General features: G+C 73.8%; 13 protein-coding genes. 2 read left to right on the top strand and 11 right to left on the bottom strand.

Features of this window, described 5'->3' with window-relative positions:
• Positions 1-170: 170 nt before the first annotated feature.
• Together IEY93_RS13955 and IEY93_RS13950 are read left to right on the top strand one after the other, a co-directional pair.
• Entirely contained in the window at positions 171-968 is a 798-nt protein-coding gene (locus IEY93_RS13955; RefSeq protein ID WP_203968369.1) for a maleylpyruvate isomerase family mycothiol-dependent enzyme, read from the top strand.
• Positions 965-1,609, top strand: a complete 645-nt coding sequence (locus IEY93_RS13950) for an MBL fold metallo-hydrolase (protein WP_189163470.1) — start codon at positions 965-967, stop codon at positions 1,607-1,609. The genes IEY93_RS13955 and IEY93_RS13950 overlap by 4 nt, the downstream gene beginning before the upstream one ends.
• 91 nt (positions 1,610-1,700) lie before the next feature.
• Here IEY93_RS13950 and pssA read toward each other — a convergent pair whose 3' ends face one another.
• The 11 genes from pssA to IEY93_RS13895 all read right to left on the bottom strand — a co-directional run bounded on the left by pssA (position 1,701) and on the right by IEY93_RS13895 (position 14,539).
• On the bottom strand, positions 1,701-2,540 hold the full coding sequence (gene pssA / locus IEY93_RS13945) for a CDP-diacylglycerol--serine O-phosphatidyltransferase (RefSeq protein WP_189163469.1): 840 nt from the start codon (positions 2,538-2,540) through the stop codon (positions 1,701-1,703).
• Positions 2,527-3,174 (bottom strand): phosphatidylserine decarboxylase, encoded by a 648-nt coding sequence (locus tag IEY93_RS13940; RefSeq protein WP_189163468.1) that lies wholly within the window; start codon positions 3,172-3,174, stop codon positions 2,527-2,529. The genes pssA and IEY93_RS13940 overlap by 14 nt, the downstream gene beginning before the upstream one ends.
• Positions 3,175-3,295: 121 nt before the next feature.
• Entirely contained in the window at positions 3,296-4,279 is a 984-nt protein-coding gene (locus IEY93_RS13935) for a TerC family protein (RefSeq protein ID WP_189163467.1), read from the bottom strand.
• Positions 4,280-4,496: 217 nt separating this feature from the next.
• Positions 4,497-5,618, bottom strand: coding sequence for a glycosyltransferase family 4 protein (locus IEY93_RS13930; RefSeq protein WP_268241552.1), 1,122 nt, complete (start codon positions 5,616-5,618; stop codon positions 4,497-4,499).
• A gap of 143 nt (positions 5,619-5,761) precedes the next feature.
• The gene (gene murJ, locus IEY93_RS13925; RefSeq protein ID WP_189163466.1) at positions 5,762-7,447 is read right to left on the bottom strand and encodes a murein biosynthesis integral membrane protein MurJ; all 1,686 of its coding nucleotides are present in this window, start codon (positions 7,445-7,447) and stop codon (positions 5,762-5,764) included.
• Complete coding sequence (locus IEY93_RS13920; RefSeq protein ID WP_189163465.1) at positions 7,444-8,334, bottom strand: hypothetical protein; 891 nt, start codon at positions 8,332-8,334, stop codon at positions 7,444-7,446. The genes murJ and IEY93_RS13920 overlap by 4 nt, the downstream gene beginning before the upstream one ends.
• A 126-nt stretch (positions 8,335-8,460) precedes the next feature.
• Positions 8,461-9,432, bottom strand: a complete 972-nt coding sequence (locus tag IEY93_RS13915; protein WP_189163464.1) for a copper transporter — start codon at positions 9,430-9,432, stop codon at positions 8,461-8,463.
• The gene (gene steA / locus IEY93_RS13910) at positions 9,429-10,625 is read right to left on the bottom strand and encodes a putative cytokinetic ring protein SteA (RefSeq protein WP_189163463.1); all 1,197 of its coding nucleotides are present in this window, start codon (positions 10,623-10,625) and stop codon (positions 9,429-9,431) included. Before steA ends, IEY93_RS13915 begins: the two co-directional genes overlap by 4 nt.
• Before the next feature lie 199 nt (positions 10,626-10,824).
• Positions 10,825-12,543: a DNA repair protein RecN gene (gene recN / locus IEY93_RS13905; RefSeq protein WP_189163462.1), complete on the bottom strand. Its 1,719-nt coding sequence runs from the start codon at positions 12,541-12,543 to the stop codon at positions 10,825-10,827.
• Positions 12,544-12,777: 234 nt separating this feature from the next.
• A complete protein-coding gene (locus tag IEY93_RS13900; protein ID WP_189163461.1) occupies positions 12,778-13,686 on the bottom strand; it encodes an NAD kinase in 909 nt (302 codons plus the stop codon).
• Positions 13,687-13,720: 34 nt separating this feature from the next.
• Positions 13,721-14,539 (bottom strand): TlyA family RNA methyltransferase, encoded by an 819-nt coding sequence (locus IEY93_RS13895; RefSeq protein WP_275411981.1) that lies wholly within the window; start codon positions 14,537-14,539, stop codon positions 13,721-13,723.
• Positions 14,540-14,546 lie beyond the last annotated feature (7 nt).

The following is a 14,546-nucleotide window of genomic DNA, read 5'->3' as shown; positions in this document are numbered from 1 at the left end:
GGTTGCGATCCACGGCGGCCGCAGACGGCCACCTCTGACTAGTCGCCGCCACTGTAACGACGGGGTCCGACAGTTTTCCCGCCCTCCGGCGGAGCAGGCGCGGCGAGCCGGGGGCCCCGTGCCCGCGGACGGTCGCGTGGGAACGGACCGATGGGGAAATGATGGTTCGCATGACGGTTCTGAAAGCCCTCCGCGCCGAACTCGCCGCGGCCACGGACCGGTTGCTCGCGACCACGGCCGCGTTGACCGACCCGGACGTCACGGCCCCCTCCCTGCTTCCGGGCTGGACGCGCGGCCACGTGCTGGCCCACGTCGCCCGCAACGCCGACAGCCACGTCAACCTCGTGACGTGGGCCGGGACAGGTCTGTACACACCACAGTACCCAACGCAGGAGGCCAGAGAGACGGGGATAGCCGAAGGAGCCGCGCGGCCCGCGAAGGAGCAGCACACCGACATCGCCGAAAGCGCGGCCCGGCTCGAGGCCGCCATCGACGGCCTGCCCGGCCACGCCTGGGCCGCGACGGTGGGCACCATGAGCGACTCCGAGCACCCCGCCTGGTACATCCTGGTGCGCAGGATCAGGGAGGTGGAGTTCCACCACGTGGACCTCGGCGCGGGCTACACCTGGGCCGACTGGCCCGAGCCCTTCGTGTGGCGCGAGTTGCACGAGGTGATGGCGCTCTGGCCGCGCGGCGAGAGCCAGGTGAGGGCGGTTCATGCGGACGAGCGGTCCTGGACGGGCCTCGGCGAAGGACCGGCCGTGGAAGGGCCGCCCGCCGCCGTGCTGGCCTGGGTCACCGGCCGCCTCGGCCCCGGCGATCCGCGGATGCCGGTGGGCGTACGCGAGGAGGATGATCGGGACGGGGTGGCGAGGCTTAGGCTGGCGGGGAAGCCCCCGGCGGCGCCGCGGTGGGCGATGACGCCGCCGCCCGGCCTGCCGGCGACGCCACCTGAGGAGTACCCATGACCTATACCGGTGATGTGACCGCCGGCGGCCCCGCCGATGTACGCGAGTTGCCCGACCTGACGATCAGCAAGCTGGAGGTCGGCGGCTTCGGCAACAACGCCTATCTCCTGCGCTGCCGGGAGACCGGCGACGGGCTGCTGATCGACGCCGCCGCCGAGCCCGACCGGCTGCTGGAGCTCATCGGCGACCTGCCGATCAGCCAGGTCGTGACCACCCACCGCCACCGGGACCACTGGACTGCCCTGGCCGAGGTGGTCAAGGCGACCGGCGCCGAGACCGTCGCCCACCCGCTCGACGCCCCGCACCTGCCGGTGCCGGTCACCCGTCCGGTCGAGCACGGCGACAAGGTCACCGTCGGTGTGGTCACCCTCGACGTGATCCACCTGCGCGGCCACACGCCGGGCTCGATCGCGCTGCTGTTCCAGAACGCCCACCTGTTCACCGGCGACTCGCTGTTCCCCGGCGGGGTGGGCAACACCGAGCGCGACCCCGCCCGGTTCGACCGGCTCTACGGCGACGTGGTGGAGCGGATCTTCGACCGGCTGCCCGACGAGACGTGGGTGTACCCGGGCCACGGCAAGGACACCACGCTCGGCGCCGAGCGCCCGTCGCTGCCCGAGTGGCGCGCCCGCGGCTGGTAGAGCCTGCGACCGCCTGGGCGCACCGGCCCGGTCCGGGAACGACAGGACGGCCCGGCCTCCCGCGAGGAGAGGCCGGGCCGTCCGGGCGTGGCTAGCGGATCGCCGCCTCGGTCTCCTTGCGCTCCTTGCGCTGCTCGCGCTTGAACATCAGCACACGCAGCGGGATCGCCGACACCAGGGCGATCTGCATGCAGGCGCCGATCTGGATCAGCAGGTCGCCGCCGGACAGGTCGGCGGCCCACACCACCAGGCAGGCCACATTGATCATGATCCAGCCGAGCACGACGGCCGCGAGGTTGCCCTTGGGCTTGGGGTACTCGATGCGGCTGACCATGAGCCAGGCCACGGCGAAGATGCCGAGCAGGGTGAGGTAGGACGGCTGGAACAGCAGCACGATCGACACGACGGTCATGGCGCCCATCGGAATCGGCAGGCCCATGAAGTCGCCGCTCTTGGTCTTCACGCACGCGAACCGCGCCAGGCGCACGACGCCGGCGACCAGCACCGAGACGGCGGCCGCCAGAACGATCCAAAGCGGCAGCTTGTGCGAAAAGCCCGCCCAGGCCACCACCATGAACGCCGGGGCGAAACCGAAGCTGATCACGTCGGCGAGGTTGTCCAGCTCGGCGCCCATGGCCGAGGCGCGGAACCTGCGGGCGACCAGGCCGTCGAACAGGTCGCAGGTGGCGCCGATCAGCAGCAGCACCACCGCGGTCGCGAAGTAGCGGGGGTCGGACTCGAACTCCCGGTTGACCTGCAACTGCGTGATCGCCGACCAGGCGAGGACGCACACCGCGAGGAACCCGCACACCGCGTTGCCGATGGACAGCGAGTCGGCCGCCGACAGCCGGAACGCCTTGCCGACCGGCCCTCGGGGCTCTTCGTCCTCCTCCTCGCCCTCCATGGACCAGTCTGCCTCAGCCGCGGTCAATGCGAGTCACCCCTGCCGTCGTACGCTGCCCCACGCTCACCGCCGGGGCGATCCCTTCGGGAAGGTAGATGTCCACGCGCGAGCCGAAGCGGATCAGCCCGATGCGCTGCCCTTGCGCGACCTTGGCGCCCACGCCGAGGTACGGCACGATGCGTCGCGCCACGGCGCCGGCGATCTGCACGAGCTCCAGGTCGCCGATCGGCGTGGCGAGGTGCCAGACGACCCGCTCGTTCTGGTCGCTGTCCTTGTCGAACGCCGGCCGGAAGCCGCCCGGGACGTGACGCATCGAGGTCACCGTTCCCTCGGCCGGCGCGCGGTTCACGTGGACGTTGAGCGGGCTCATGAAGATCGCGACGCGGGTGCGCCCGTCCGGCTGGGGGTCGATGCTCTGCACCACGCCGTCGGCGGGGCTCAGCACCAGCCCGTCGCCCGGCTCGCGCTCGGGGTCGCGGAAGAACCACACCATGGCGCCGGTGAGAGCCGTCAGCGGAGCCGCCGCGAGCAACCATGGGCGCGACCGCCGGGCCAGCACCGCCGAGACGGCGGCCGCGGCGGCGGTCGGGACCAGCCACGGAGAGACGCCACGTGCCAGCCGCACGCGGCGGCGGCCGTGGCTTGGCGAATCGTTGGACACAGGGAACCTTATGTGATGTTTGCGGGTAGAGACCGGTTCGTGACTTGTCGCCGAATGTTACCCATCCCGTCGGCGTTGCATAGCAATACTGGACAAGCAAATCGGCTCATGCACCATTTCGCTACCCCTGGGACACCTTCGCCGGGGCCGTGGTGCCGCCCGACCGCCGGTCGCGCCTGGCCTTGATCAGGCTGGCCACGGTGGTGACCGTCATCGTGACGCCGATGACCGAGAGTGAGACCCAGATCGGCACCTCGGGCGCCCAGGAGACCCCGCTGCCGTGCAGGGCGTCCAAGATGAGCTTGACCCCGATGAAGGCCAGGATGAACGACAGGCCGTAGCTGATGTACACCAGCCGCTGCAGCAGGCCGCCGAGCAGGAAGTAGAGCTGGCGCAGGCCCATCAGGGCGAAGGCGTTGGCGGTGAAGACGATGAAGGCGTCCTGGGTGAGACCGAAGATCGCCGGGATGGAGTCGAGCGCGAACAACAGGTCGGTGGTGCCGATTGCGACCATCACGATCAGCATGGGGGTCACCATGCGGCGGCCGTCGATCCGGGCGGTGACCTTGGAGCCGACGAAGCCGTCCGTGGTGGGGAAGATGCGGCGCACCCAGCGCAGCAGGAGGTTCTCCTTGAACTCCTCCTCGTCGTGGCCGCGCAGCAGGTTCACCGCGGTGTACAGCAGGAAGGCCCCGAACACGTAGAACAGCCAGCCGAACCGCTCGAGGGCGGCGGCGCCGACCAAGATGAACGCCCCGCGCATCACCAGGGCCATCAGTATGCCGACCAGCAGCACCTTGTGCTGGTAGATGCGGGGCACGGCGAAGCGGCCCATGATGATGTAGAAGACGAAGAGGTTGTCGACGCTCAGGCTGTACTCGGTGAGATAGCCGGCGAAGAACTGCCCGGCCTGGTCGGCTCCCGCGACCGCGAACATGCCGATGCCGAAAAGGACGGCGAGCGTGACGTAGAAACCGACCCAGAAACCGGCCTGCCGCATCGAGAACTCACGCGGTTCGCCTCTGTCGACGATCCACAGGTCGAACGCCAGCACGACCAGCAGGCCGCCGATGACGGCCAGCCACGCCCACACGGAAACGTCCAAAATGACAAACCTCCGGCCAACGTCAAAGTGCCGGAGGTCTCTCCCGCCCGCATGCGTCCGCGGACCGGCAGCCCCGGGCGCGCCATAGGGGACGCACCGTGATGACGAGGCTGTCGCGAAGGGATACTCCCCCCCTCGCCGAGGAGTATAGGCGAGCGAGTAAGCCCTACCTAATCAAGGTTTGCGCGCACCGCCGTGGCGGCGCGGCCAGCCGTGGTCAGCCGTGACCTCCCGCCGCCTGCCGTGCCGCCTCGTAGGCCGCCACGGCCGCGCTCAGCGCGTCCTGCTCGCCCGGGAGCGGGCGAGCCGCCGCGGCGGCCGACAGGCGTCCGGCGAGCCCGGGGTCGCCGAGCAGCCCGGCGATCTGCGCCCGCAGGGCGGCCGCGTCCCCGGGCGGGACGAGCAGTGCGGCGTCGCCGACCATGCCGGGGATGCCCCCGACGGCGGTGGCGATGATCGGACGGCCGGCCCGCAGCGCCTCCTGCACGCTGAGCGGCTGCCCCTCCCAGCGGCTGGGGACGATCACCGCGTCGGCTGCCCCGAGCAGGTCGGCCACATCGGCCCGGTCCCCGAGCAGCCGGACCGGCAGCGCCTCGGCGTCGATGCGCTCCTGCAGCGCGCCACGCAGCGGCCCCTCCCCCGCGACCACGAACAGCGGGGCCGCGGCGTCCTGCCCGTAGGGCCCGCGCGCGGCGTCCAGCAGGGTGGAAAGGCCCTTCTGCTGGGCCAGTCGGGCGATCGTGAGGAGGATCGGCCCGGTGTCCTGCTCGTGGCCGGGAGGCCGCAGTCCGGCGCGCACCTCGGCGGCGGGCCTTGCGGGAGGGCGCAGCGGCGGCGCCGGCACGACGGCGGCGGCCACCCGCCTGGCGCCGCGGGCGGCCATCCGTTCACCGAGGTCGGGGGCGACGACCAGCACCAGGTGGGCACGCCGGGCGACGATGCGCTCCAGCAGGCCGTACACCGCGCCGATCACCCCTGACGTGGTCAGCGCGTTGTGCAGGGTGACCACCAGGGCGGCGCGGCGCCCGGTGAGCGCCAGGGCCGCCAGCGCGCCGGCGCGCAGCCCGTGGGCGTGCACCACGTCGGCCCCCGCCGTCAGCGCGCGCAGGCGCAGCACAGCCCGGGCGTCGGCGGCCGGGCGGGGACGGTCGGAGACGGGAACCTCCGCGAAGGGGGCGACGGTGGAGAAGCCGAAGGCTGCCTCGGTGCTCGCCGGGCCCGCCACCACGACCCGGTGTCCCTCGCGGGCCAGCCCTTCGGCGAGCATCCGCACGTGCCGTCCCACTCCGCCGGTGCTCGTCCCGAGCACCAGCGCCACGCGCCGCGCCGTCTCAGCCACTGCGACACTCCCCTTCCGTCACCGCTCCCGCTCCCCGCCCGCCGGGGAGCGCCATCACCCGGTCGCACCCGCCACCGGACCGCCGTGCCCACCGCCGGTGGATGACCCGTGCCACCAGGCGGCGACGCGGCCTGGGAACCGTTTCACCCGCGTCGCACCCGGGGCAGGGCCGCCGTGATGTCGTGCCGGTCGACCGCCAGTGCCACCGCCAGGGACGCCACCAGCGCCGCCGCGCCCGCGAGCACGGCCACGCCCGCCCCGGCGACCGGGCCGCCGGTGGGCAGCAGGGTGGTGACCCACCATCCGGCCAGGAAGCCGGCGCCACCGCCGAGCACCGCCGCGAGCGACGCCCGGGCGAGCCCGGCCAGCGCCGCCGCGCCGTGCGGCCGGGCCACCGCCACCAGCAGCAGAGCCCCGCCCGCGGTCATGCCCACCGTGCTGCCCAGGGCCAGCCCGCCGAGCCTCCACCCCTCGGGCGAAACCGCCGCGAACGCCGCCTGGGCCGCCATGACCACCAGCCAGCCGGCCACCGTGCCGGCCGCGGCGGCCCTCCCCCTCCCCTGGGCGTACAGGACGCGGCCGAGGTGGGCGAGCAGCCCGTACCCGACCAGGCCGGGGGCGAACAGCGCGATGGCCCGGGCCAGCTCCGCGACGCTGACCTGGCCGGGGATGCCGGAGACGAACACGGCGGCGACCGGTGCCGCGACGGCGGCGAGCACCCCGGCGGCGAGCCCGGACACCAGCACGACGGCCCGGGTGGTCCGTGCGGACAGCGCGGCGAACCCGTCGCGGTCGCCGTCCTCGGCGCGGGCGGACAGCGCGGGGAAGGCGCTGGTGGCGATGGGCACGGCCAGGACCGCGTAGGGCACCTGGTAGATCGCCCAGGCGAAGCCGTACCCGGCGCTCCCGCCCGCTCCGAAGTACCGGTTGGCGAGCCAGAGCACCAGCGCCGTGGCGGCCTGCTGGGCGAGAAGCGCGCCGAGCCCGGCCGCGGCCAGGCGGCGCACCCGCGCGGCGACCCCGGCGGGGAAGCGCAGGGTGGGCCGCAGCCGCAGGCCGAGCCGGGAGAAGGGGCCGATCACGGTGACGACCAGCGCGAGCACGCCCAGCGTGGTGCCCACCGACAGGGCGAGCTCGGCGGGGCGCGGCACCTCGGCGAGCGGGTCGACCGTCCCGTGGCCGAGCGGGGTGAACAGCAGGTAGGCGACGATGACCACCAGGCTGGACACCAGCGGGGCGGCGGCCGGGGCGGCGAAGCGGCGGTGGGCCTGCAGCACCCCGTACAGCACCACGGCCAGGCCGTACAGCGGGATCTGCGGGGCGAACACGACGAGCATCCGGGTGGCCATGCCCACCAGATCGCCCGCCTGGGCCTGGCAGCCGGACACCTGCCCGGTGAACAGCACGATCAGCGGGCGGGCGGCCAGGGCGGTGAGGACGCCGAGCGGGACCAGCAGCACCAGCACCCAGGTGAGCAGCGCGGAGGTGATCTGCCCGACCCGCTCCCGGGCCTGCTCGGCGCTCTCCTGCTCCGCCGCCTCGCCCGGCGCCGACCCGGCCCCCGCGCGGGCGACCGCCGGGGCCGCGGCGCGGGTGGCCGCGCCGGCCAGCACGGGGACCACCATGCCGGCCAGGGCGCCGCCGGCGACGACCTCGAAGATGATGTTGGGCAGCCCGTTGGCGGTGGTGTAGGCCGTGCCGAGGCAGCCGGTGCCGATCGTGCGGGCCAGGACGAGCTGCTTGGCGAAGCCGACCACCCGTGCCAGCACCGTGACGGCCCCGATCAGGACCGCCGCGGCGGCGAGGCCCCGGCCCACCCGTGCGGTCATGCGGGACGGCGGCCCAGCATGTCGAGCCGGTTGAGCACCGGGTTGCCGGCGATGACCTTGGTGAAGCTGACCTTCTCGGAGGCGGCGGTGAGCGCGGCGACCGTGCCGAGCACGGCCAGGCGCGAGCGGCGGTCCAGGCTCGCGACGGCGGCGACGCCGAGCAGCGCCCCGAGCGCGTTGGCCCCGGCGTCGCCGAGCATGGCGCGCTCGCCGAGGTCTTCGGGCAGCAGAGCCAGGCCCGCGCCGAGCGGGGCCGCGGCCAGGGCCGCCGCCGCGGTGCCCGGCCCGCCCGCCCGCGCCTTGGCGAGCGAGACCGCGAGCAGCGGGCCACCGGTCAGCAGCCCCACCTTGATGGCGCGGCCGGGCCGCAGGTCGAACAGGTTGGCCAGGTTGGCGGCCCCGGCGATCAGCGCGCCGTCGGCGAGCGTGCCGGCGGCGCGGGCCAGCGGCCCGCCCTTCTCCCCCGGCCGGCTCGGCAGGAGCGCGGCGGCGGCCAGGCCCGCGGCGCCGATGCCGAGGATCTTGACCGCTCCGCTGGTGACCTCGCCGCGCGCCAGGGCGGCCAGGTGGCCCTTGAAGCCCTTGGACGAGGTGGCCCCGCGCAGGTCGTCGTACGCCCCGAGGGCTCCGCTGCCCGCGGTGGCCAGCAGGGCCGCGGCGCGGGCGCGCACCGGCAGGCCGGGCGCCAGTGCCGCCGCCGCGCCGGCGCCCGCGACGAACGCCGGGCCCTCCAGCAGGGTGAGCGGCTCACCGCGGTGGTTGGTGCGCGTCCAGGTCTTCTCGTCGCCGATCGGAGGGCGGCGGGTGAACGCCGCGTAGGCGGCGCGGGCGGCGACGGCGCCGAGGGCCGCGCCGGTCAGGGCGCCGAGCCAGGTGCGATGGGCCACTGCTGATCCCTCTTCATCAGGAGCGTCCGGCGCGGGAGCCGGCACGGGTCGTCAGGACGGGGCGGCCGTCCGCGGGAACCGGCGGCCGGATGCACGGTGGGCGGGCCGCGCTCGCGGTGCGCCCGGTCAGCCGCCCGCCGCAGGGGTGGGCGTGGGCGCGGCCAAGGAGGTCGGTTCGAGTGCCGTGGCGTCGGAGCCGAGGCCGTACTGCCCGACCTCTCCGGCGGCCTGCTCCCGCAGAGCGTAGACCACCACGGCCTGCCCGATGGCCATATCGACGTCGTCGACGGTGGAGACCTTCGAGGAGGCCTCGCTCTCGGCGCGCAGCGCGCCGATGACGCCGGCCGTCGCGGAGGTGGGCACCGTCCCGGCGATGACGGCGCCCTGGCCACCCTCGTCGAGCCGGGCGGCCAGCGACACGACGGCGGCGTTCTGCGCGTCGGCGGCCTCGCCCTCGAACGGCGCGGCGGGGGCCACGACCAGGGCGAGGGTGGCGCGCTTGGCGGCCTCTCCCTCCACGGTCAGCAGCCCGTCGCGCTGGAAGGAGTCGAGCAGCGCGGCGCCCGCCGGATCCTCCTTGCCCGCCTGGGCCTTGTCGGCGGTCATCAGAGCGCCGGTCAGCACGGCGGCCGCCTTGTCATAGGGCGTGGCGTTGAGGGCGAACTCCAGGCCGGAGGGCTTGACGCTGGTGGCCAGCTCGTCCAGCGTCACCGCCTGCTCGGCGTTGAGGTACTTCTCGGTGAGGGTGATCCGGCCGCTCACCACGGCCCCGGCCGCCGTGACGACGTTCTGCAGCGGCTCGCGGAGCTTGGTGTCGGCCCCGGGCGCCTCGACGATCAGGACCCGCTCGCCGGCCAGGGCGCCCTGGACGAGCTGCGGGAGCCGGTCGGCGACGAAGGCGTCACCGGCCGAGCCGCGGGCCTGCGCGACGCCGACCCGGGAGCGCAGCTCGGCGTTGTCCGCCTGCAACTGCGCGGAGACCGCCTCGGTGGAGGCGACCAGCGGGGCGTTCAGCACCGTGCTGCCCAGCACGATGCCGACGGCCAGCGCGAGGAAGATCGCGACGATGGAGACGAGGTGATAGCGGAAATCGATCACGAGAAGATTCCGACCAGCCAGAAGATGAAACCGTTCCAGGCGTCCTGCAGCCCGTTCAGCCAGACCTTGCCCATCGGCGAGAACCACAGGACCACGCCCACCGTGATCAGCGCCGTCGCCACCAGCAGCAGAAGCGAGCCGACCGAGATGCGGCTGCGGTAGAGCCGGCTCACTCCCTTGGCGTCCACCAGCTTGCCGCCGACCCGCAGCCGGGTGAGGAAGGTGCTCGCCATGCCCGAGCGGCCCTTGTCCAGGAACTCCACCAGGGTGGCGTGCGTGCCGACGGCGACGATGAGGCTTGCGCCCTTGTCGTCGGCCAGCAGCATCGCGATGTCCTCGCTGGTGCCGGTCGCCGGGAAGACGACGGCCTGCTGCCCGAGCTGCTGGACGCGCTCCAGCCCTGGGGCCCGGCCGTCGCGGTAGGCGTGCACGACCAGCTCGGCGCCGCAGCACAGCGCGCGCTCGGACACCGAGTCGAAGTCGCCGACGATGAGGTCGGGCAGGTAGCCGGCCTCCAGCAGCGCGTCGGCGCCGCCGTCCACCCCGATCAGGACGGGGCGGTACTCACGGATGTAGGGACGGAGGGTGGCGATGTCCTCCTTGTAGTGGTAGCCGCGCACCACCACCAGGACGTGCCTGCCCTCCATCGTGGTGCGGATGTCGGGGACGCCCACGCCGTCGAGCAGCAGGTCGCGCTCGCGGCGGATGTACTCCATCGTGTTGATGGCGAAGTCCTCGATCTGGACCGACAGGCCCGCGCGCGCCTCGGCCATCTTGGCGGCGACGCTCTCGGGAGTGGCGACCTCGCCCTTGCCGACGAGCTCGTCATCGAGGTGGATCTCGCCGTCGTGGACGCGCACCACGTCGCCGTCGCGGACGCGGTCGAACACCTCGGGGGTGACGTTGTCGATGACGGTGACGCCCGCGTTCAGCAGGATCTGCGGGCCGAGGTTCGGGTAGCGGCCGCTGATGCCCGCCGCGACGTTCAGCACCACCGAAACGCCGCACGCGACAAGAGCCTCCGCGCTCACCCGGTCGACGTCGACATGATCGATGATCGCTATCTCCCCGGGCCGGAGGCGTTTGGTGAGCCCCTTGGTGCGCCGGTCGATCCTCGCCACTGCCGTCACCCCGGGAAGATCTGAGACCTTCCTGCGGCGGAGCCCCTGAACCCTCAAGGTCGGCACCTTCATCACGAACCATCCTGCCAGAGCGTGCGACCAAGATGTGCCCGCATCACGGCGTGTCAGTTGTCTTGTGCGGTGGGAAGCCGGGCGGGGGCCGCGGCGGCCGCGCGTGTTGCGATTACCCCGCAGGACGTCCCGCACGCCTGCGCGGCGTCCTGTCACGACCGCGGCGCGCGGGAGCGGCGGCACGCGACCGGCCCGGAGGTCAGTCCTCCGCCTTGTCGGCGGCGGCGTTCGACAGCAGCTCCTCGGCGTGGGCGCGGCCGAGCTCGGAGTCCTCCAGCCCGGCCAGCATGCGGGCCAGCTCTCTGGCCCGTCCCTCGCGGTCGAGCGCGGTGACGCCGCTGCGCACCACGCTGCCGTCGCCCGCCTTCTCGACGACCAGGTGCTGGTCGGCGAACGCGGCGACCTGCGGCAGGTGGGTGACCACGATGACCTGCGCGGTGCGGGCCAGCCGGGCCAGGCGCCTGCCGATCTCGACCGCCGCCTTGCCGCCGACGCCGGCGTCGACCTCGTCGAACACGAAGGTCGGCACCGGGTCGGCGCCCGCGAAGACGACCTCGATGGCCAGCATGACCCGGCTCAGCTCGCCGCCGGAGGCGCCCTTGTTCAGCGGCAGGGCCGGCGCGCCGGGGTGGGACATCATGCGCAGTTCGATCTCGTCGGCGCCGTCGGGGCCGAACGAGCCCGCGGGGGTGAGCACCACGACGACGCGGGCGTGCGGCATGGCCAGCGCGGACAGCTCGGCGGTCACCGCCTCGCCGAAGCGCTCGGCGGCGGCGGCGCGGATCGCGGTGAGCTCGGCGGCCAGCTCGGTGAGCCGGGCCGTCAGCTCCTCGTGCTCGCGGGTGAGCTCGGCGATGCGGTCGTCGTCTCCGGCGAGCTCACCGACCCGGTCCGCGGCCTGGCGCGCCCATTCGAGAACGGCCTCGGTGTCCGCACCGTACTTGCGCATCAGACCGTTCAGCACCGCCCGGCGCTCCTGGACGAGGGCCAGCCGCGCCGGGTCGGCGTCGACCGACTCGGTGTAGGCGGCCAGTTCGGTGGCGACGTCCGACACCAGGTACCCGGCCTCGGCGAGCCGGTCCGCGATGCCAGAGAGCGCGGTGTCGTACTCGCGGACGGCCTCGACGACCGCGCGTGCCTGTCCCAGCAGCGACACGGCGTCCTGCAGGCCCTGGGCGCCGGCCATGGGGTCGCCGAGCAGCGCCGTGTGGGCGGTCGCGGCGGCGTTCTTGAGCGCGTCGGCGTGCGCGAGGCGCTCCTCCTCGTGCTTGAGCTCGGCCTCCTCGCCCGGCTTGGGGTCGGCCTTCTCGATCTCCTCCAGGCCGAAGCGCAGGTGGTCGGCCTCCTGTGCCCGCTCGCGCGCCCTGGTGGTGAGCTCCCGGAGCTCCTCGCCGGCCTCCTTGTGCCGCTTGTACGCCTGCTGGTAGGCGCGCAGCGGCTTGACGAGCTCCTCGCCGGCGTACCGGTCGAGGGCGGCGCGCTGGCGCCCCGGCTGGAGCAGCCGCTGCTGGTCCATCTGGCCGTGCACGGCGACGAGGTCCTCGGCGAGGTAGGTCAGGGTGCCGACCGGCACCGACCGGCCGCCGAGCCAGGCACGGGACCGGCCCTCCGCGGAGACCGTCCTGGCGATGATGAGCTCGCCGTCCTCGATCTGGCCGCCGATGTCCTCCACCTGCTGGGCGACCCGGCCGCCGGGCTCGACGACCAGGGTGCCCTCGACGGTGGCGCGCTCGGCTCCGGGGCGCACGCGGGCGGGGTCGGCCCGGCCGCCGAACAGCAGCCCCAGCCCGGTCACGACCATCGTCTTGCCCGCGCCGGTCTCGCCGGTGACGACCGTGAATCCCGATGAGAGCCGGAGGACCGCCTCATCGATCACCCCGAGCCCTTTGATCTGGACCTCATCGACCCGTGGCCGCACTGGGTCCCTCCCGCCGTTTCGCCGCGCCGCCTTCCGTCCGGGCACCTCGCCGGACCGTGTGGGCTTGGCTCGGTCACCACTTGTGCGGGGTCGATCCTACGCGTAAATCGCCAAGGTTTTCGATGACCGGGACTTGTCCCCGGGTGGCCCGCACGGCCCCGGCGCCGCTCGGCCGGGCGGGTCTCCGGGCCAGGAAAGGCAGGGCGAACCGGGTGGCGGACCTGCCTGACCTGGTCATTTGCGTATGCGGCCGCGCCATCCCTGGACCGGGAGGTCGAACTTGGCGACCAGACGGTCGGTGAACGGGGCGCCGATGGTCTCGGCGTCGTGCAGCCGCGCCAGCCGCACCGGCAGGTCGGCGCGGCGCACCTCCACCCGCACGCCGGGCGGCAGGTCGAAGCGGCGCCGCCCATCGCACCACAGGACGCCGCCGGAGGTTCCGGGCAGGATCTCGACGGCGATGCTCGACCGGGGCGAGACCACCAGGGGCCTGGCGAACAGCGCGTGGGCACTGTTGGGCACCAGCAGCAGCGCCTCGACCTCGGGCCACACCACCGGCCCGCCCGCCGAGAACGCGTACGCCGTCGACCCGGTCGGGGTGGCGCAGATCACTCCGTCGCACCCCCAGCGGGACAGGGGCCGCCCGTCGATCTCGGCGACGACCTCCAGCATGCGGTCGCGCTTTTCGACGCTGGCCTCGTTGAGCGCCCAGGTGGAGGCCAGCAGCTCGCCGTTGGCCCGTACCCCGACCTCCAGCGTCATGCGCTCCTCGACGGTGTACCGGCTGGTGACGACGCGGTCGACGGCCTCGGCGAGGTCGGCCATCTCGGCCTCGGCGAGGAAACCGACGTGGCCGAGGTTGATGCCGAGGACCGGCGTGCCGACCGGGCGGGCCAGCTCGGCGGCGCGCAGCAGCGTCCCGTCGCCGCCCAGCACCAGCAGCATCTCGGCGTCCTCCGCGGCGGCCGGGCTCGCCGGGACCACGTCGACGCCGGGGGCGCCGATCTCCTCGGCCTCCGGCTCCATGACGCGGACCGTGAAGCCCTCGCCGAGGAATCTGTGGATCACCAGCCGCGCGCTCTCGACGGCCGGGTCGCGGCCGGTGTGGGCCGTGATCAGCACCGTGCGCTTCACGCCGTCCATGCTCAACTCCGCTCCTCCGGCGGCCGGTCACACGTCATTGGGGACCTTCGGTGATCGCCCGCTCGATCTCGGCGTCGAGGTCGGCGACCGGGGCGGCCCCCGGCCCCTTCCCGAGCCACAGCAGGTACTCGACGTTGCCCGAGGGGCCCGGCAGCGGGCTCGCGGTCACGCCGCGCACGGTCAGGGACAGCTCGCCCGCCGCCCGTGCGACATCACGGACGGATGCGGCGCGCAGGGCCGGGTCCCGTACGACGCCACCGGCTCCTACCCGCTCTTTGCCCACCTCGAACTGCGGCTTCACCAGCATCACGAAGTCGGCCTCCTGCGCCGCGCAGGCGGTGAGGGCGGGCAGCACCAGGCGCAGCGAGATGAACGACAGGTCGCCGACGACCAGCGTGGGCGGCTCGCCCACCATCGCGGGGGTCAGGTCGCGGACGTTGACCCGTTCCATGACGGTGACCCGCTCGTCGGTGCGCAGTTGCCAGGCGATCTGCCCGTACCCGACGTCGACGGCGAGGACGTGCGCGGCGCCGTGGCGCAGCAGGACGTCGGTGAAGCCGCCGGTCGAGGCGCCGGCGTCCAGGCAGCGGCGTCCTTCGACGGCCAGGCCGAGCGGCCCGAACGCCTCCAGCGCGCCGAGGAGCTTGTGCGCCCCCCGCGAGACGTAGTCGGGCCCGTCCGGCGCGTCGGCCACGACGATCGCCGAGGCGGTGTCCACCTGGGTCGCCGGCTTGGCGGCGGTGCGCCCGCCGACGCTCACCCGGCCATCGGTGATCAGCTCGGCCGCCTGCTCCCTGGAACGGGCCAGGCCGCGGCGCACCAGCTCGCTGTCCAGGCGCACGCGGCGGCTCAACGCGCCC

This window comes from Sphaerisporangium melleum, assembly GCF_014646695.1.
GTDB lineage: Bacteria > Actinomycetota > Actinomycetes > Streptosporangiales > Streptosporangiaceae > Sphaerisporangium > Sphaerisporangium melleum.
Note: the sequence above shows the minus strand (reverse complement) of the source record. Positions and strands in the feature narration are given on the sequence as shown.